The sequence below is a fragment of the Aquipseudomonas alcaligenes NBRC 14159 genome (genome assembly GCF_000467105.1).
Lineage (GTDB): Bacteria > Pseudomonadota > Gammaproteobacteria > Pseudomonadales > Pseudomonadaceae > Aquipseudomonas > Aquipseudomonas alcaligenes.
On the sequence record NZ_BATI01000017.1, the window covers coordinates 67,822 to 85,531 of the forward strand.

Here is a 17,710-nt window from a genome sequence, read left to right on the forward strand (position 1 = left end):
TTCCCCATGCGTATTTCCCTGCTCGCCATCGGCCTGCTGCTCAGCTTCCCGGCTCTCGCCGAGGCTCTCGACCCCGCCGCCATCATGCGCGCCGTGCGCGACCGCGACGAAGGCCAGGACCGCCGCTCCGAAGTGACCCTGGTGCAGACCATGGCCGACGGCTTCGTCCGCGAGCGCAAGCTGCTGATGCTGGAGAAGGAGTACGGCGAGGAGCGCAAGGCCACCCTGTACTTCACCGCGCCCAGTGACACCGCCGGCACCGGCATCCTCATGCACAGCTACGCCGAGGCCGCCGCCCGCGAGGACGACCAGTGGCTGTACCTGCCGGCTCTACGCAAGACCCGGCGCATCGCCACCAACTCCAAGGAGGGCCCGTTCCTCGGTACCGACTTCTCCTTCGCCGACATCGAGCGCATGCGCGTCGACGACTACCAGTACCGGCTGCTGCGCGAGGATGAGTTCAAGGGCCGCCCGGTCTACGTGATCGAGGCGCGCACCGCCGATGGCCTGGAAAATCCGCGCACCGGTTACAGCCAGCGCCTGGTCTACGTCGACCGCGAGCGCCAGCTGATCCTGCGTGACGAGTTCTTCCGTGGCGGCCGCCAGATCAAGACCTTCGAAGTGGTCGATGTGAGCCAGGTGGAAGGCTTCTGGACGGTCAACGAATCGCTGATGAGCAACCTGGTCGAGGGTGGCCAGACCCGCCTGCTGCGCACCGCCGCCGACTACAACCTGGACCTGGGCGACCAGAACTTCAGCGAGCGCGCCCTGCGCAACGGGATTCGCTGATGCGTGCAGTGCTTATCGGCCTGCTGGGCCTGACCAGCCTGCCGCTGGCCGCGGCGACCCTCAGTAGTCGCGGCCATGTGGAGGACGGCTACCACCACGACACCACGGGCGCCAGCAGCTCCGGCCACCGCGTCGAGGCGCTGCTGGAAAGCCGCATCAGCCAGGGCAACTGGACCCTCGACAGCGTGCTGCTCGGCCGCTACCGCAGCCAGTACGACGATGCCGGCGGCAAGCTGGAAGACCGCATGGAGTCCGACCAGGACCTGCGCGAGCTGTATTTGACCTGGGCCGGCGACGACTGGCAGTGGCGCCTCGGTCAGCAGCAGATCGCCTGGGGCCGCGGCGACTACTTCCGCCTGGTCGACGTGCTCAACCCGCTGGACCTGCGCGAGTTCCTGCTGCCCTACATCGACGACTACTCCCTCGGCCGGCAGACCCGGCCGATGGCGGTGGTGGAGATCTACGGCGACAGCCTGGAGCAGCAGTTCGTCGTCGCGCCCAGGGCCAAGACCACCCGCTACGCCCCGGCCGGCGCCGACTTCGCCGTGGCCGGGCGGCCGGAGGGGCTGAACGAGGACGACGAACACGAGCGCCCGGATATCGGCTGGCGCGGCAAGATGCTGGTCGACGGCACCGATCTGGACTTCTACCTGTTCGACGGCCTCAGCCCCGATCCGCTGTACGTGGTGGAGGAGGGTCAGATGGTCGAGCAGCAGCGCCGGCGTAGCCTGGTCGGCGCCTCGTTCGCCCGCCCGGCCGGCGACTGGGTGGTGCGTGGCGACCTGGTGCATCTGTTCAACGAACCGCTGCAGACCCCGGAAGGTGCGGATAACGTACCCAAGTCGGCGGCGCTGCTCGGCCTCGACCTGACCCGCAACGAATGGACGGTCAACCTGCAGGCCACGGTCAGCCATCGCCATGGCGCGCCGGACAGCCTGCAGCGCGAGACCGGCTGGGAGGCGTCGGCGGCGGTGCTCAAGGACTGGTCCAAGCAGCGCCTCAACGCCGGCATCCTCTGGCTGTACAACCGCGAGGTGCAGGGCAGCCACATGGTCAAGGCCAACCTCGGCTACCGGCCGTGGAACCAGTGGTACCTGGAAACGGGCTACATCGCCTTCAGCGGCGGGCAGACCACCCAGTACGGCCAGTTCGACAATCGCGATCGTCTCTACCTGCAGGTGCGTCGCGACTTCAGCCTGTGATTCCTGCCACTTGGATGGCGCCGCGCGGGCGGCGACAATGGCCGCCGCCGTGCCCGGGAACACCCGGGGCGGCGCGCAGTCGAACCGCCCGTCGCCGTCCCGAGGAGAATCCATGCGTGCCATTGCCGTTGCCGGCCTGCTGTCCCTGTCGCTGCTGCTCAGTGGTTGCCAGGCCTTGCTGCTTGCCGCCAAGCCTGAATCGGGGCTGGCCGTCAGTCGCCAGGCCTGGGAGCATCGCGCACCGGGCTGCGAGGGCAAGGACTGCGCGCTGATCAATATCGACCTGCAGACCTTCGACGAGCTGCCGGAACTGAATGCGCGCCTCGAGCAGGAGCTGCTCAAGCTGACCATCGAGCTGCCGGGTGATCCAGCGCCGCCCTCGCTGGCGGTCTACGAGCAGGAGTTCCTGGCCAGCGCCCAGCCGGGCTGGATGAGCTACCTGCAATCCAAGGTGCTGCAGCAGCACGGCCGTCTGGCGGTGATCGAGCTGTCCAGCTACCGCTTCACCGGCGGTGCTCACGGCATTCCCGGACGTGCCTACCTCAACTATGACCGCGACAAGGGCCGCCTGCTGAGCCTGGGCGACCTGCTGCTGCCGGACGGCGAAACGGCCTTCTGGCAGCAGGCCGAGCTGGCCTACCAGGCCTGGCTCAAGGCCAATGGCCTGGATCAGGATCTGCAGTACCAGGCCGAGTGGCCGTTCGTGCGCACCGCCAATGTCGCCCTGCTGCGCGACTCGGTCATGCTCAAGTACGAGGTCGGGCGTATCGCCCCCTATGCCAGCGGCCACCCCGAGCTGCGTATTCCCTACGCGCGGCTGAACGGCATCCTCAAGCCCATCTACTTTCCCTCGTCGCGCTGAACGGCGCACATGAAAAAGCCGGGCATGCCCGGCTTTTTCATCTCTGCAGCGCGGCTCAGACCTGCTTGTAGATCACAGCGCCTTCTTCCTTGAAGCGCTCGGACTGCTCGGCGAAGCCGGCCTCGATGGCCTTCTGCTCGTCGGTCAGACCGTGCTCGGCGGCGTACTCGCGCACCTCCTGGGTGATCTTCATCGAGCAGAACTTCGGCCCGCACATGGAGCAGAAGTGCGCCACCTTGGCCGACTCCTTGGGCAGGGTCTCGTCGTGGTAGCTGCGCGCGGTGTCCGGGTCGAGGCCGAGGTTGAACTGGTCTTCCCAGCGGAACTCGAAGCGCGCCTTGCTCAGGGCGTTGTCGCGGATCTGTGCGCCCGGATGGCCCTTGGCGAGGTCGGCGGCGTGCGCGGCGATCTTGTAGGTGATGATGCCGGTCTTCACGTCATCCTTATTCGGCAGGCCCAGGTGCTCCTTGGGCGTGACGTAGCAGAGCATGGCGCAGCCGAACCAGCCGATCATCGCCGCGCCGATGCCCGAGGTGATGTGGTCATAGCCGGGGGCGATGTCGGTGGTCAGCGGGCCGAGGGTGTAGAACGGCGCTTCGTCGCAGCATTCCAGCTGCTTGTCCATGTTCTCCTTGATCAGCTGCATCGGCACATGGCCGGGGCCTTCGATCATGGTCTGCACGTCGTGCTTCCAGGCGATCTTGGTCAGCTCGCCGAGGGTTTCCAGCTCGCCGAACTGCGCGGCGTCGTTGGCGTCGGCGATAGAACCGGGACGCAGGCCGTCGCCCAGCGAGAAGCTGACGTCGTAGGCCTTCATGATTTCGCAGATTTCCTCGAAGTGCGTATAGAGGAAGTTCTCCTTGTGGTGCGCCAGGCACCACTTGGCCATGATCGAGCCGCCGCGGCTGACGATGCCGGTGACGCGCTTGGCGGTCAGCGGCACATAGCGCAGCAGCACGCCGGCGTGGATGGTGAAGTAGTCCACGCCCTGCTCGGCCTGCTCGATCAGGGTGTCGCGGAACAGCTCCCAGGTCAGGTCCTCGGCGATGCCACCGACCTTCTCCAGCGCCTGGTAGACCGGCACGGTGCCGATCGGCACCGGCGAGTTGCGGATGATCCACTCGCGGGTCTCGTGGATGTGCTTGCCGGTGGACAGGTCCATGACCGTGTCCGAACCCCAGCGGATGCCCCAGGTCAGCTTGGCCACTTCCTCTTCAATCGAGGAACCCAGCGCCGAGTTGCCGATGTTGCCGTTGATCTTCACCAGGAAGTTGCGGCCGATGATCATCGGCTCCAGCTCCACGTGGTTGATGTTGGCCGGGATGATGGCGCGGCCACGGGCGATCTCGCTGCGCACGAACTCGGCGGTGATCTCTTTCGGGATCGAGGCGCCGAAGCTCTGGCCTCCGTGCTGTTCCTTGAGCAGGCCGGCTTCGCGCGCTTCCGCCAGCTTCATATTTTCGCGGATGGCGACGTATTCCATCTCGGGCGTGATGATGCCCTTCTTCGCGTAGTGCATCTGACTGACGTTGCAGCCGGCCTTGGCGCGGCGCGGGTTACGCACGTGGGCGAAGCGCATGGCGGACAGCTCGGCATCATTGAGGCGGCGCTGGCCGAATTCGGAGGAGAGGCCCGGCAGCTTCTCGGTATCGCCACGATCCTCGATCCAGGCGCTGCGCACATCGGCCAGGCCCTGGCGCACGTCGATGGTCACATTCGGGTCGGTGTAGGGGCCGGAGGTGTCGTAGACGGTGACCGGGGCGTTGATCTCGCCGCCGAAGGCGGTGGGGGTAACGTCCAGGCTGATTTCGCGCATCGGCACGCGGATGTCCGGGCGCGAGCCCTGCACGTAGATCTTCTGCGAACGCGGGAAGGGCTGGATCGACTGCTGGTCGACCTGGGCGCTCTCGCTGAGATTCTTCTGTTGTTTGACACTCATCGGCACGGCTCCTGGCTGAATGTCGGAGCGAACCTGATGGCGCAAGGTGCACCATGGCTGGTGCGAGAGGACTCGCCACAAGGAGGCGAGGACATCTTGTTCCCTACGCAGGCCTTAACCTGATCAGGTTCAACGGGATCCGGAACTATCCGATCTCAGCCCACGACTCTGGGCACCCCGACAAGAACTGCCGGCAGTCTAATCAAGCGTGCCGAGGAACACCAAGCGCTATCCGGTGGCCGCGCGACGTTTCGTCGGGAATCTGTCCGGCAGCAGGCATTGTTGCGGCGAAGAAACAAAGCTTGTCGCAAACTGGCCCGCTGTTGCGCCGTGGCCGCCTTGACCGCTGCCGGTCGCAGCCTTAGCCTTGCCCGATTACCCCGCATCTAGGACTGATCATGCTACGCAGACTCTCTCTGGCGCTCGCAGTAGCTGCTGCCACCACAGGAATGGCCTGGGCCGAAGAGGCCCCCCTGGCAAGCAAGACCGATCTGGTCACCGTCTACAACGAAGCGGTGAAGAACAACGCCGACCTCGCCGCCGCACGTGCCAACTACGCGGCGATCAAGGAAGTGGTGCCGCAGGCCCGGGCCGGTCTGCTGCCGAATCTGTCGGCCGGCGCCGACAGCATGAATACCGATACCAAGGTGGACACCCGCAACGGTGACATCGACAGCTCGCGCAGCGGCCTGTCCTATCGCGCCAATCTGAGCCAGCCGCTGTTCCGTGCCGACCGCTGGTACCAGTTCCAGGCAGCCAAGGCCACCGATCAGCAGTACGCCCTGCAGCTCTCGGCCACCGAGCAGAACCTGATCCTGCAGAGCGCCGAAACCTACTTCGCCGTGCTGCGCGCCCAGGACACCCTGGCCTCGACCAAGGCCGAGGAAGCGGCATTCAAGCGCCAGCTGGACCAGGCCAACGAGCGTTTCGACGTGGGCCTGTCGGACAAGACCGATGTGCTCGAAGCCCAGGCCGGTTACGACACCGCCCGCGCCAACCGCATTCTCGCCGAGCGCGCCGTGGATGACGCGTTCCAGGCCCTGGTCACCCTGACCAACCGCGAGTACGCCTCCATCGAAGGCATTCTGCACAGCCTGCCGGTGCTGGAGCCGACGCCGAACGACGCCAAGGCCTGGGTCGACACTGCTGCCCAGCAGAACCTCAACCTGCAGGCCAGCAACTACGCGGTCAATGCGGCCGAGGAAACCCTGCGCCAGAACAAGGCCGGCCATGCGCCGACCCTGGACGCCGTGGCCCAGTACCAGAAGGGTGACAACGACAACCTCGGCTTCTCCAACACCGATGCCCTGTCGCCCTATGACGGTGACGCCGAGCAGACCAGTATCGGCCTGCAGCTGAACATCCCGATCTACAGCGGCGGCCTGACCAGCTCGCAGGTGCGCGAGGCCTACCAGCGCCTGAACCAGAGCGAGCAGGAACGCGAGAGCCTGCGCCGCAAGGTGGTGGAGAACACCCGCAACCTGCATCGCGCGGTGAACACCGACGTGGAAACCGTGCAGGCCCGTCGCCAGTCGATCATCTCCAACCAGAGCGCCCTGGAAGCCACCGAAATCGGCTATCAGGTCGGTACCCGCAACATCGTCGACGTGCTCGATGCCCAGCGTCAGCTGTACAGCTCGGTGCGCAACTACAACGATGCACGCTATGACTACATCCTCAACAACCTGCGTCTGAAGCAGGCTGCCGGTACCCTGGCGCCGAGCGATCTGGAAGCGCTGTCCAGTTTCCTCAAGCCGGACTACGACCCGGATCGTGATTTCCTGCCGCAGGACCTGGCCAAGGCCGCGGAAGCGCAGCTCAAGGGCAACTCGAACTTCTGAGTCGCTCGCCAAGAAAACCCCGCACATGCGGGGTTTTTTTTATGCTGGCAAATGGCCTATACCTTGCTTAGCTACAGCTTTGCCCAATACGGCCGATGCACTGTCATCGGTTCGTCTGACCGGAAGGAGTTTCGTTGTGTCCGTCCTGTTTTCACTGCTGCGCAGCCGCCTGCTGCGCCCCGTCTTCATCGCTCTCGGCCTGGCCATGCTGGTCCAGGTCGGGCTTGCCGTCTGGCTGACGCGTGCTACCGTCGACGGTCTGGTCAACGACCTGACGCAGCGCCTCGGTGGCGAGAGCCAGCGTCTGGCTGCCGAGCTGGGTAGCGCCGAAAAGGAAATGAGCGCCGGCCTCGCCGCACTTTCCAGCAACACCCGTGAGCGCCTCTCCGGTGGCCTTACCGGCCAGCTCAAGGACGAGCAGGCGCAGCTGCGCAAGGTGCTGGAGGAGAATCTCAAGCAGTCCGGCAACTCCATGGCCCAGCTGCTGGCCGGTGTGGCGCCCAAGTCCATCTGGGACAACGATGCCCCGGCGCTGACCGCGCTGACCCGCATCGTTCAGCGTGATCCGGCGGTGCTGTTCGCAGTGTTCTATGACGCCCAGGGCCAGCGCCTGACCCGCAACTTCAACCGCAGCAGCCCGCGGGTGCGTGAGCTGGTGGCGGCCGGGCAGGGTGACACGGCGCTGGCCAAGCTGGTCGATGCCGCTTCGCGCGACCCGAAGGTGCATATGGTCGAGGTCGACATCAATCCGATGGGCGCTTCGATCGGCAAGGTGCAGCTGGGCATGTCGCTGGACGGTGTGGAGCAGGAGCTGGCCGCGCTGGATAGCCGTTTCGCCACCCTGGTCGGCAATGCCGGCGAATTGGTCGACAAAAGCCTGACTGGCGCGGCTCAGGAAAGCACGCAAGCCCTGCAGCAGCGCCTGAAAATGGCCGAGCAGGCCACCACCGACATGGCGCGCAATGGCAGCGAGACCGTGCAGCAGGCGGCCGAAAGCCTGCGCTGGCGGATTGCCTCCGGCCTGCTGGTGGTCGGCCTGCTGACGCTTGCAGTGGTGGCCCTGGTGCTCGGCTGGCGGGTGCTCAGCCGTCTGCAGCTGCTGATCGCTGCCCTGCAGGATCTGGCGGCGGGTGAAGGTGATCTGACGCGGCGAGTGCAGCTGGACAGCGACGATGAGGTCGGCGAGATGGCCGATGCGGTCAACCGCTTCATCGCCAAGCTGCAGCCGATCATTCGCGAGGCTGGTGAGGTGGCGCAGCGTACCGGCGAGGAGATTCGCAGCCTGGCCAAGCGCAGTGCGGCGGCGGAAGCAGCGGCCGGGCGGCAGCGCGACGAGGTGGCCGGCAGCCTGCAGGCCCTGGAGGAAATGGCGGCAGCGGCCCAGGCGGAAAGCCAGGCCATGCACGATGCCCAGCAGCGAGTCGCGGCCATCCGCCAGGCGGCGCACGAGAATGCGGCGATCGCCGCCAAGGTCGGCAGCCTGATCGAGGCGCTGGTGGCCAGAGTCGACAGCGGCTCGGCGGTGATCGAGAAGCTGGCCAAGCAGAGCGAGCAGATCGAGGTGGTATTGACGGTGATCCAGTCGATTGCCGAGCAGACCAACCTACTGGCCCTGAACGCCGCCATCGAGGCGGCGCGGGCAGGGGAGAGCGGTCGCGGCTTCGCCGTGGTGGCCGACGAAGTGCGCGCCCTGGCCAGCAAGACCCAGCAGTCCACCGGCGACATCCAGGCTCACATCACCGCCCTGCAGCAGGGGGCGCGTGAGGCGGTGGCGGTGATCGGCCAGGCCGGTGGTCAGGCGGCCGAAGGGTTGCAGGCGCTGCGCGACAGTGCGCGCCTGCAGCAGTCGGTACAGGCGTCGGTGGACGAGGTGCATGGCGCCATCGATACCGCCACCCGCTCCGCTGCCCACCAGGCCGATGGCGCCTCGGCGGTGCGCGGTCGGGTCGAGGTGATTCACAGCGAGGCCCAGCGTGCGGCGCAGGCGGTCAGCGAGACGGCGGCCAGTGGTCGCGTGGTCGATGGCCTGGTCAGTCAGCTCAAGGCCAGCTTCGCCCAGTTCAAGGTCTGACAGCCGGATGCCCCGACCGCAGCTCTATGAGCTGCGGTCGGGGGGGGCAAGGATTTCCGGAAGTCAGAAAAGACAAAACCGAGCCATTGGCTCGGTTCTGTTTTGAAGAGTGGTGCCCAGGAGAAGACTCGAACTTCCACGGTGTTGCCACCGCTAGGACCTGAACCTAGTGCGTCTACCAATTCCGCCACCTGGGCACATTGCGACGATTGCTCGCCGACTTTTTGCAGCATTCACCGTTTTTGACGGTACGGAAGCTGCTCCGTTAAAAGCGAAACCGAGCTATCAGCTCGGTTTCTGAAGAGTGGTGCCCAGGAGAAGACTCGAACTTCCACGGTGTTGCCACCGCTAGGACCTGAACCTAGTGCGTCTACCAATTCCGCCACCTGGGCACGGGAAACTATGATGAATCAGTCGTTTCCGTGTTACAACGTCTCAGCAACGTTGTGGCCGCGAACTATACGGATGCGGTTTTTGCTTGTAAACCCCTGACAGCAAAAAAATTATTGTGCTGCTTCCGGGGTGCTGGCGTTCGGTTCGCGGCGGCTTTCAGTCGCCCGCCAAGGGGATAGTCTCCTGGCCGTCTGCGCAAAAACTGGCCCGTTCCTATGGGTTGCGTGCACAATCGCACCATGCGTCGTTGCGGGACTTGCCAGCGGATCTACTGTTGCCTGCATTCCGCGCCTAGCGGATCGCAGCCCGAGCGGGTGCCATTGGGCACCTTGGCGTGGCACGAGAGCGAAACGGGAGCAGACCCAACCGCCGTTTCGCGCTTCAATAGGCATATGGCAAGCCGTCTATATATGAGTAAAGGTGATTTCACTTAATGGCCGATTGGCAATCCCTCGATCCTGAGGCCGCCCGCGAGGCGGAAAAATACGACAACCCCATCCCCAGCCGTGAGCTGATTCTGCAGCACCTGTCCGAGCGTGGTTCGCCCGCCGCTCGCGAGGAGCTGGTGGCCGAGTTCGGCCTGACCACCGATGAGCAACTCGAGGCGCTGCGGCGCCGCCTGCGCGCCATGGAGCGCGACGGTCAGCTCATCTACACCCGCCGTGGCACCTACGCCCCGGTGGACAAGCTTGATCTGATCCGCGGCCGCATCAGCGGTCACCGTGACGGCTTCGGCTTCATGGTGCCGGACGACGGCAGCGACGACCTGTTCCTCAGCCCGGCGCAGATGCGCCTGGTGTTCGATGGCGACCGCGTGCTCGCCCGCGTTGCCGGTCTCGATCGCCGTGGTCGCCGCGAAGGTGCCATCGTCGAGGTCATCGAGCGTGCCCACGAGACCATCGTCGGGCGCTATTTCGAAGAGGCCGGTATCGGCTTCGTCGAGGCCGACAACCCGAAGATCCAGCAGGAAGTGCTGGTCACGCCGGGGCGCACCGGTGGTGCCCGGATCGGCCAGTTCGTCGCGATAAAGATCACCCACTGGCCGACCGCGCGGTTCCAGCCGCAGGGCGATATCGTCGAGGTGATCGGCAACTACATGGCGCCGGGCATGGAGATCGACGTTGCCCTGCGCAGCTATGACATCCCGCATGTCTGGCCCGAGGCCGTGGTCAAGGAAGCGCGCAAGCTCAAGCCCGAGGTGGAGGAGAAGGACAAGGAGCACCGGGTCGACCTGCGCCACCTGCCGTTCGTCACCATCGATGGCGAGGACGCCCGCGACTTCGACGACGCCGTCTATTGCGAGAAGAACAGCGGTCGCTGGAAGCTGTTTTCCGGTGGCTGGAAGCTCTATGTCGCCATCGCCGACGTGTCTCACTACGTCAAGGTCGGCTCGGCGCTGGACGAAGAGGCGCAGAAGCGCGGCAACTCGGTGTACTTCCCCGAGCGCGTGGTGCCGATGCTGCCGGAAGAGCTGTCCAACGGCCTGTGCTCGCTGAACCCGCATGTCGATCGCCTGGCCATGGTCTGCGAAATGAACATGTCCAAGTCCGGCGAGCTGCTCGACTACCAGTTCTACGAGGCGGTGATCCACTCCCATGCGCGCCTGACCTACAACAAGGTCAGCTACATGCTGGAGCAGCCCAAGAGCAGCGAGGGCAAGGCCCTGCGCGAGGAGTATCAGGAAGTCCTGCCGCACCTCAAGCAGCTCTATGCGCTGTACCAGGCCCTGCTGGCGGCTCGTCACGAGCGTGGCGCCATCGACTTCGAAACCCAGGAGACGCGTATCGTCTTCGGCGCCGGGCGCAAGATCGCCGAGATCCGCCCGACCCAGCGCAACGATGCGCACAAGCTGATCGAGGAGTGCATGCTGGCCGCCAACGTGGCGACTGCGCGCTTCATGCTCGATCACCAGATGCCGTCGCTGTATCGCGTGCACGACGGCCCGCCGGCCGAGCGGGTGGAGAAGCTCAAGGCCTTCCTCGGTGAGCTGGGCCTGGCGCTGCACAAGGGCAAGCTGGGGCCGGTGCCGAAGGACTACCAGAAGCTGCTGGCCAGCATCCAGGGGCGTCCGGACTTCCACCTGATCCAGACCGTGATGCTGCGCTCGCTGAGCCAGGCGGTGTACAGCGCCGAGAACAACGGCCACTTCGGCCTGAACTACGAGGCCTACACCCACTTCACCTCGCCGATTCGGCGTTATCCGGACCTGCTGGTGCATCGTGCCATCCGTAGCGTGATTCGCTCCAAGCGCGAGACCAAGCATGTGCAGCGTGCTGGAGCGGCGAGCATGCCCAAGGCGCGTATCTATCCCTACGACGAAGCGGCGCTGGAAAAGCTCGGCGAGCAATGCTCGATGACCGAGCGGCGTGCCGACGAGGCCACGCGTGACGTGGTGAACTGGCTCAAGTGCGAGTTCATGCAGGATCGGGTTGGCGAGATCTTCGAGGGTGTGATTACCGCGGCGACTGGCTTCGGCATCTTCGTTGAGCTGAAGGACATTTATGTCGAGGGCCTGGTGCATGTCACCGCGCTGCCGGCCGACTACTACCACTTCGATCCGGTCCATCATCGCCTGGCTGGCGAGCGCAGCGGGCGCAGTTTCCGTCTGGGCGACAGCGTGGCGGTGAAGGTCATGCGCGTCGATCTCGACGAGCGCAAGATCGAGTTCGAGCTGAGCGAAGGCAAGACCGATCAGGCTTCTGCGGGGCGTGGCCGTGGCGGTGACAGTCGCAAGAAGTCGCCGGCCAAGTCCGTCGGGACGGGCAATACCGATGTGCAGAAGAGCCGTGATGTGAAGAAGGCTCTGCTCGACGGGGCCAAGAAGGGCGGTGGCAAGGCGCCGGCAGGCAAGAAGCCTTCCGCGCACCGCAAGGGCGCGCCCAAGTCCGGCGCGGCGCCGGCGGGCGGCAAGCCGAGCGGGCGTAAGGCCAAGCGATGAGTCAGCTGGAGAAGGTCTACGGCGTGCACGCCGTCGAGGCGCTGCTGCGTCATCATCCCAAGCGGGTCAAGCAGCTGTGGCTGGCCGAAAGCCGGCAGGCTCCGCGGGTGCAGGCGTTGCTCGAGCTGGCTGCGCAGAACCGCGTCGCGGTCGGCCACAAGGAGCGCCAGGAGCTGGACGAGTGGGCCGAGGGCGTGCACCAGGGCGTGGTCGCCGAGGTCAGCCCCAGCCAGGTATGGGGCGAAAACATGCTCGACGAGCTGCTCGAGCGCAGCGAGGGGCCGGCGCTGTTGCTGGTGCTGGACGGTGTGACCGACCCGCATAACCTTGGCGCCTGCCTGCGCACCGCCGACGCCGCTGGCGCCCAGGCGGTGATCGTGCCCAAGGACAAGTCGGCCACCCTCAACGCCACCGTGCGCAAGGTGGCCTGCGGCGCCGCCGAGGTGATTCCGCTGGTGGCGGTGACCAACCTGGCGCGCACCCTGGAAAAGCTGCAGAAGAAGGGCCTGTGGGTTGTCGGCACCGCCGGCGAGGTCGACCAGGAGCTGTATCAGCTGGATATGACCGGCCCCACGGTGCTGGTCATGGGGGCCGAGGGCAAGGGCATGCGCCGCCTGACCCGCGAGCACTGCGATTACCTGGTGAAGCTGCCCATGGGCGGCAGCGTCAGCAGTCTCAACGTCTCGGTCGCCACTGGCGTCTGCCTGTTCGAGGCGGTGCGCCAGCGCCGTGCGGCGGGCAAGGCCTGATCAAATAATCGCCAATTCGCCTTGCGTGCGGCCAGGGGCTTCTCTATGATGTCGCCCCTTGCCGTGACGGCAGGCGTATTCGCGCCTTCGCTTCGGCAAGCTCAAACGAGTCATTCACTCCTTGCCTGACCACTTTCCGTTGGCAGGCTGCAACCCGTAAGGAGCATTCATGCGTCATTACGAAATCATCTTCCTGGTTCACCCGGACCAGAGCGAGCAAGTCGGCGGCATGGTCGAGCGTTACACCAAGCTGATCGAAGAAGACGGCGGCAAAGTACACCGCCTGGAAGACTGGGGTCGTCGCCAGCTGGCCTACGCCATCAACAACGTTCACAAGGCTCACTACGTGATGCTGAACGTTGAGTGCAGCGGCAAAGCCCTGGCCGAGCTGGAAGACAACTTCCGCTACAACGACGCCGTGATCCGTAACCTGGTCATCCGTCGCGACGAAGCCGTTACCGGCCAGTCCGAGATGCTCAAGGCCGAAGAAAACCGCAGCGAGCGCCGCGAGCGCCGTGAGCGCGTTGAAACCGAATCCGCCGAAGGCGAAGACGGTGACAACAGCGACAACGCTGACGAGTAATCCACGGATCTATTGAGGAGCCACATTCATGGCACGTTTCTTCCGTCGTCGTAAATTCTGCCGTTTCACCGCTGAAGGCGTGAAAGAGATCGACTTCAAGGATCTCAACACCCTGAAGGCCTACATCTCCGAAACCGGCAAGATCGTTCCGAGCCGTATCACCGGTACCAAGGCCAAGTACCAGCGTCAGCTGGCCGTCGCCATCAAGCGCGCCCGCTACCTGGCCCTGCTGCCCTACACCGACAGCCACGGCCGTTGATAGCGGATTGTCGATAAGCGTTAAGAGATAGATCGCATGCGTGCCTTTGCCGAGTTTGTGATGCGCGGCCGCATGCAGGCCACCCTTGGGGTGGTCGGTTCGGCGGCGTTTCCGCTGCTGTGCTGGTTAAGTGCCGCAGGGGGCAGCCTGGTGCTGCTCCGGCGTGGGCTGGCAGATGCTTCGGGCATCCTTTTCTGGGCATCGTTGCCCGCCTTGCTCTGGTGGTATCTCGGTAACTCGAGTGTCTTCCTGATCATGGCCGGTACGGTGGTTCTGGCGCAGGTTCTGCGCTCGACCGCGTCCTGGACTCGGGTGCTGTTGTCCAGTGTGTTGCTGGGTGCGGTGTTCGTCTTGGTACTGAGCACGGTGTCCGGAGAGTTCATCGAACCGTTGGCCGAGCGTATCCGGTCATCGTTGCCGCAGTTGTTGGGCAACGCATCGGCCGAGGAACTCGCTGCGGTGCAGGAGTCGCTGATACCGGCTCTGACAGGGGCGATGGCCTCCTCGTTGCAGGTGACCTCCCTGCTCTGTCTGGCACTCGCACGCTACTGGCAGGCGGCGCTGTACAACCCCGGAGGCTTCGGACAGGAGTTCCGGGCCATACGTCTGTCGCCAGTGGCGAGTGTGGCGCTGTTGCTCGGGATGCTGTTCGCTCCGAGCCTTGGCCCGCAGGCTGCGATGCTGGCGACCGTGTTCACGGTGCCGCTGCTGTTCGCAGGTGTGGCGCTCGGGCATGGGCTGATTGCCATGAAGCGGTTGTCCAGCTTCTGGGTGTTCGGCCTGTACGTGGCGGTGCTGCTGCTGGGGAACTTGATCTGTTTGTTGGCGGTTATCGACGGGCTGTTTGATTTTCGTGGTCGCCTGGCGCGCAAAAATGGCGCCGGCCCCGCGAACGGTGAAGGTTAAAAGTTAAGAGGTAAGACCCAAATGGAAGTTATCCTGCTGGAAAAAATCGCCAACCTGGGCAACCTGGGCGACAAGGTGAACGTCAAGGCCGGTTACGGCCGTAACTACCTGCTGCCGCAGGGCAAGGCCACCGCCGCTACCGCCGAGAACGTCGCTGCGTTCGAAGCCCGTCGCGCCGAGCTGGAAGCTGCCGCTGCCGCGAAGAAGGCTTCGGCCGAATCGCGCGCTGCTCAGCTGGCCGAGCTGGAAGTCACCATCACTGCCGTGGCCGGTGACGAAGGCAAGCTGTTCGGTTCCATCGGTACTCACGACATCGCCGAAGCCCTGACCGCTTCCGGTGTTGAAGTAGCCAAGGCCGAAGTGCGTCTGCCGAACGGCACCATTCGCCAGGTTGGCGAGTTCGACGTAGCTGTGCACCTGCACACCGACGTTGAAGCCACCGTCAAGGTGATCGTGGTAGCCGCCTAAGGGCAGCGACCTGTGGGCTTGCACGAAGGTGCGAGCCTGCCGACAATCGGGCACTCACCGTTTTGCGGTGCGTGCCCGTTGTTTTTTGTAGAGCCTTTGGCCAAGCCTCCAGGCTTCGCCAAGGCCTCTGAGCTTTTGGAATCACAGGTGCCATGAACGATATCAGCGTCCCTCAGCAATACGACCTGGAAACCGCCGCACTCAAGGTGCCGCCGCATTCCATCGAGGCCGAACAGGCCGTGCTGGGCGGCCTGATGCTCGACAACAACGCCTGGGAACGGGTCTCCGACGCGGTCTCCGATGGCGACTTCTATCGCCATGACCACCGGCTGATCTTCCGCGCCATCTTCACCCTGGCCGAGCGCAACTCGCCGTTCGACGTGGTGACCCTGTCCGAGCAGCTGGACAAGGAGGGCCACCTGAGCCAGGTCGGTGGTCTCGGCTACCTCGGCGAGCTGGCCAAGAACACGCCGTCGGTGGCCAACATCAAGGCCTATGCGCAGATCATTCGCGAGCGCGCCACCCTGCGTCAGCTGATCGGCATCAGCAACGACATCGCCGACATGGCCTACGCGCCGCAGGGCAAGAGCGCCGTGGAAGTGCTCGACGAGGCCGAGCGGCAGATCTTCCAGATCGCCGAAGCGCGGCCCAAGGCCGGCGGCCCGGTGGGGATCAACGAGATCCTGGTCAAGACCATCGACCGCATCGACGAGCTGTTCAACACCAACGAGGGCCTGACCGGCATCTCCACCGGCTTCACCGATCTGGACGGCATGACCAGCGGCCTGCAGCCGGCCGACCTGGTGATCGTCGCCGGCCGTCCGTCCATGGGTAAGACCACCTTCGCCATGAACCTGGTGGAGAACGCGGTACTGCGCTCGGACAAGGTGATCCTGGTGTTCTCCCTGGAGATGCCCAGCGACTCGATCGTGATGCGTATGCTGTCCTCGCTCGGCCGCATCGACCAGACCAAGGTGCGCTCCGGCAAGCTGGACGACGATGACTGGCCGCGCCTGACCTCGGCGGTCAACCTGCTCAACGAGCGCAAGCTGTTCATCGACGATACCGCCGGCATCTCGCCGACCGAAATGCGCGCCCGCGCCCGCCGCCTGGCGCGCGAGCACGGCGAGATCGGCATGATCATGGTCGACTACCTGCAGCTGATGCGCATCCCGGGCTCTTCCGGCGACAACCGCACCAACGAGATTTCCGAGATCTCGCGCTCGCTCAAGGCCCTGGCCAAGGAATTCAATTGCCCGGTGATCGCCCTGTCGCAGCTCAACCGCTCGCTGGAACAGCGCCCCAACAAGCGCCCGGTCAACTCCGACCTGCGTGAATCCGGAGCGATCGAGCAGGACGCCGACATCATCATGTTCGTCTACCGCGACGAGGTGTATCACCCGGAGACCGAGTACAAGGGCGTGGCCGAGATCATCATCGGCAAGCAGCGTAACGGCCCCATCGGCACCTGCCGCCTGGCCTTCATCGGCAAGTACACGCGCTTCGACAACCTGGCACCGGGGCTGTACAACTTCGAAGAGGACTGACCCCGCGCGGGGCTGATCCTGCTCAATGAAAACGGGCGCCCAGCGGTTAAGATGGGCGCCCGTTTTCTATTCGGAAGCTCGTCATGCGTCCCCTCGTCGCCACCATCGATCTGGCCGCCATTCGCCACAACTATGCCGTTGCCAAGCGCTGCGCACCGGGCCGCCAGGCTTTCGCGGTGGTCAAGGCGAATGCCTACGGGCATGGCGTGCGCGAGGTGGTCAGTGCGCTGCATGAGGAGGCTGACGGTTTCGCCGTGGCCAGCCTGGAGGAGGCCGCCGAGGTCCGTGCCATGCATGGCGAGGCGCGCATCCTGCTGCTGGAAGGCTGCTTCGCCGCCGACGAGCTGCCGATGGCCGCGCACCTGGGGCTCGACCTGGTGGTGCAGGGCGCGGAGCAGATCGAAGCGCTGCTCGCCGCCGAGCTGTCGCGTCCGCTGAATGTCTGGCTCAAGCTGGACTCCGGCATGCACCGCCTGGGCCTCGCGCCGGTCGCCGTGCGCGAGCTGTTCCCGCGCCTGCGCGGCGCGGCCCAGGTGGCCGAGCTGAACCTGCTCAGCCACTTCGCCTGCGCCGATGAGCGCGGCCACTCGCTGACCGAGGTGCAGCTGGAGTGCTTCCTTGACCTGCTCGACCTGGATTTCGACCAGCGCAGCCTGGCCAACTCGGCTGCTGTGCTGATGATTCCGGCGGCGCACATGGATTGGCTGCGCCCCGGCATCATGCTGTATGGCGCCAGCCCCTTCTCCGACCTGAGCGCCGCCGAGCTGGGCCTGAAGCCGGCGATGACGCTGAGCGCGCAGCTGATCGCGGTGCGCGAGGTGGCGGTGGGGGAGAGTGTCGGTTATGGCGCCGGCTGGGTCGCTGAGCGGCCGTCGCGTATCGGTACCGTCAGCTGCGGCTATGCCGACGGCTATCCGCGGCATGCGCCGAGCGGTACGCCGCTGTACGTCGGTGGTCGCCGCGCCGCGCTGGCCGGGCGCGTGTCGATGGACATGCTCAGCGTCGATCTGACCGACCTGCCCGAGGCTGCCGTGGGCGACGCCGTGGAGTTGTGGGGGGCCAATCTGCCGATAGATGAAGTGGCCCACGCTGCCGGCACCATCGGCTACGAGCTGCTGACCAAGGTCACGGCGCGCGTGCCGCGTCGTTACAAGGCCTGATCG

At 65.1% G+C, this 17,710-nt stretch carries 14 protein-coding genes, 2 tRNA genes and 1 riboswitch; of the genes, 13 read left to right on the forward strand and 3 right to left on the reverse strand.

Annotated features, from left to right (window positions below):
- The first annotated feature begins 6 nt into the window (after positions 1-6).
- The 3 genes from PA6_RS11220 to PA6_RS11230 all read left to right on the forward strand — a co-directional run bounded on the left by PA6_RS11220 (position 7) and on the right by PA6_RS11230 (position 2,853).
- Positions 7-789 carry an outer membrane lipoprotein-sorting protein gene (locus tag PA6_RS11220; RefSeq protein WP_021701038.1) on the forward strand — a complete coding sequence of 261 codons (783 nt, stop codon included), beginning with the start codon at positions 7-9 and terminating at the stop codon, positions 787-789.
- Positions 789-1,991 carry a DUF1302 family protein gene (locus PA6_RS11225; RefSeq protein WP_021701039.1) on the forward strand — a complete coding sequence of 401 codons (1,203 nt, stop codon included), beginning with the start codon at positions 789-791 and terminating at the stop codon, positions 1,989-1,991. The genes PA6_RS11220 and PA6_RS11225 overlap by 1 nt, the downstream gene beginning before the upstream one ends.
- Positions 1,992-2,103: 112 nt before the next feature.
- On the forward strand, positions 2,104-2,853 hold the full coding sequence (locus tag PA6_RS11230) for an RsiV family protein (protein ID WP_021701040.1): 750 nt from the start codon (positions 2,104-2,106) through the stop codon (positions 2,851-2,853).
- A 55-nt stretch (positions 2,854-2,908) separates the two neighbouring features.
- Here the strand turns inward: PA6_RS11230 and thiC are convergent, their stop codons facing one another.
- Positions 2,909-4,792, reverse strand: coding sequence for a phosphomethylpyrimidine synthase ThiC (gene thiC, locus PA6_RS11235; protein ID WP_021701041.1), 1,884 nt, complete (start codon positions 4,790-4,792; stop codon positions 2,909-2,911).
- An 83-nt stretch (positions 4,793-4,875) separates the two neighbouring features.
- Positions 4,876-4,982: riboswitch (TPP riboswitch) on the reverse strand.
- Between the two features lie 208 nt (positions 4,983-5,190).
- Between thiC and PA6_RS11240 the strand changes: the two genes are divergently transcribed.
- Together PA6_RS11240 and PA6_RS24785 are read left to right on the forward strand one after the other, a co-directional pair.
- Positions 5,191-6,633 carry a TolC family outer membrane protein gene (locus PA6_RS11240; RefSeq protein WP_021701042.1) on the forward strand — a complete coding sequence of 481 codons (1,443 nt, stop codon included), beginning with the start codon at positions 5,191-5,193 and terminating at the stop codon, positions 6,631-6,633.
- A 136-nt stretch (positions 6,634-6,769) separates the two neighbouring features.
- A complete protein-coding gene (locus tag PA6_RS24785) occupies positions 6,770-8,704 on the forward strand; it encodes a methyl-accepting chemotaxis protein (RefSeq protein WP_021701043.1) in 1,935 nt (644 codons plus the stop codon).
- A 110-nt stretch (positions 8,705-8,814) separates the two neighbouring features.
- Here the strand turns inward: PA6_RS24785 and PA6_RS11250 are convergent.
- Both PA6_RS11250 and PA6_RS11255 read right to left on the reverse strand, forming a co-directional pair.
- Positions 8,815-8,901: transfer RNA gene (locus PA6_RS11250), tRNA-Leu, on the reverse strand.
- 108 nt (positions 8,902-9,009) lie between these two features.
- Positions 9,010-9,096 (reverse strand) — tRNA-Leu (locus tag PA6_RS11255).
- Between the two features lie 434 nt (positions 9,097-9,530).
- Between PA6_RS11255 and rnr the strand changes: the two genes are divergently transcribed.
- The 8 genes from rnr to alr all read left to right on the forward strand — a co-directional run bounded on the left by rnr (position 9,531) and on the right by alr (position 17,707).
- Complete coding sequence (gene rnr, locus PA6_RS11260; protein WP_021701044.1) at positions 9,531-12,035, forward strand: ribonuclease R; 2,505 nt, start codon at positions 9,531-9,533, stop codon at positions 12,033-12,035.
- Complete coding sequence (gene rlmB, locus PA6_RS11265; RefSeq protein WP_021701045.1) at positions 12,032-12,784, forward strand: 23S rRNA (guanosine(2251)-2'-O)-methyltransferase RlmB; 753 nt, start codon at positions 12,032-12,034, stop codon at positions 12,782-12,784. Before rnr ends, rlmB begins: the two co-directional genes overlap by 4 nt.
- Positions 12,785-12,953: 169 nt before the next feature.
- Entirely contained in the window at positions 12,954-13,367 is a 414-nt protein-coding gene (gene rpsF, locus PA6_RS11270; RefSeq protein WP_021701046.1) for a 30S ribosomal protein S6, read from the forward strand.
- A gap of 28 nt (positions 13,368-13,395) precedes the next feature.
- Entirely contained in the window at positions 13,396-13,626 is a 231-nt protein-coding gene (rpsR, locus tag PA6_RS11275; protein ID WP_021701047.1) for a 30S ribosomal protein S18, read from the forward strand.
- A gap of 36 nt (positions 13,627-13,662) precedes the next feature.
- Positions 13,663-14,532: a hypothetical protein gene (locus PA6_RS11280; RefSeq protein WP_021701048.1), complete on the forward strand. Its 870-nt coding sequence runs from the start codon at positions 13,663-13,665 to the stop codon at positions 14,530-14,532.
- A gap of 21 nt (positions 14,533-14,553) precedes the next feature.
- On the forward strand, positions 14,554-15,000 hold the full coding sequence (rplI, locus tag PA6_RS11285) for a 50S ribosomal protein L9 (protein ID WP_021701049.1): 447 nt from the start codon (positions 14,554-14,556) through the stop codon (positions 14,998-15,000).
- Positions 15,001-15,152: 152 nt separating this feature from the next.
- On the forward strand, positions 15,153-16,547 hold the full coding sequence (gene dnaB / locus PA6_RS11290; protein WP_021701050.1) for a replicative DNA helicase: 1,395 nt from the start codon (positions 15,153-15,155) through the stop codon (positions 16,545-16,547).
- 83 nt (positions 16,548-16,630) lie between these two features.
- Positions 16,631-17,707 (forward strand): alanine racemase, encoded by a 1,077-nt coding sequence (gene alr, locus PA6_RS11295; RefSeq protein ID WP_021701051.1) that lies wholly within the window; start codon positions 16,631-16,633, stop codon positions 17,705-17,707.
- The last annotated feature ends 3 nt before the right edge of the window (positions 17,708-17,710 follow it).

Bases quoted from the DNA above. Each gene is read 5' to 3' on its own strand.
- PA6_RS11280 (WP_021701048.1), top strand. From the start codon at position 13,663: ATGCGTGCCTTTGCCGAGTTTGTGATGCGCGGCCGCATGCAGGCCACC.
- PA6_RS11225 (WP_021701039.1), top strand. From the start codon at position 789: ATGCGTGCAGTGCTTATCGGCCTGCTGGGCCTGACCAGCCTGCCGCTG.
- PA6_RS11220 (WP_021701038.1), top strand. From the start codon at position 7: ATGCGTATTTCCCTGCTCGCCATCGGCCTGCTGCTCAGCTTCCCGGCT.
- PA6_RS11240 (WP_021701042.1), top strand. From the start codon at position 5,191: ATGCTACGCAGACTCTCTCTGGCGCTCGCAGTAGCTGCTGCCACCACA.
- rlmB (WP_021701045.1), top strand. From the start codon at position 12,032: ATGAGTCAGCTGGAGAAGGTCTACGGCGTGCACGCCGTCGAGGCGCTG.
- rnr (WP_021701044.1), top strand. From the start codon at position 9,531: ATGGCCGATTGGCAATCCCTCGATCCTGAGGCCGCCCGCGAGGCGGAA.
- rpsR (WP_021701047.1), top strand. From the start codon at position 13,396: ATGGCACGTTTCTTCCGTCGTCGTAAATTCTGCCGTTTCACCGCTGAA.
- thiC (WP_021701041.1), bottom strand. From the start codon at position 4,792: ATGAGTGTCAAACAACAGAAGAATCTCAGCGAGAGCGCCCAGGTCGAC.
- rpsF (WP_021701046.1), top strand. From the start codon at position 12,954: ATGCGTCATTACGAAATCATCTTCCTGGTTCACCCGGACCAGAGCGAG.
- dnaB (WP_021701050.1), top strand. From the start codon at position 15,153: ATGAACGATATCAGCGTCCCTCAGCAATACGACCTGGAAACCGCCGCA.
- PA6_RS11230 (WP_021701040.1), top strand. From the start codon at position 2,104: ATGCGTGCCATTGCCGTTGCCGGCCTGCTGTCCCTGTCGCTGCTGCTC.
- alr (WP_021701051.1), top strand. From the start codon at position 16,631: ATGCGTCCCCTCGTCGCCACCATCGATCTGGCCGCCATTCGCCACAAC.
- rplI (WP_021701049.1), top strand. From the start codon at position 14,554: ATGGAAGTTATCCTGCTGGAAAAAATCGCCAACCTGGGCAACCTGGGC.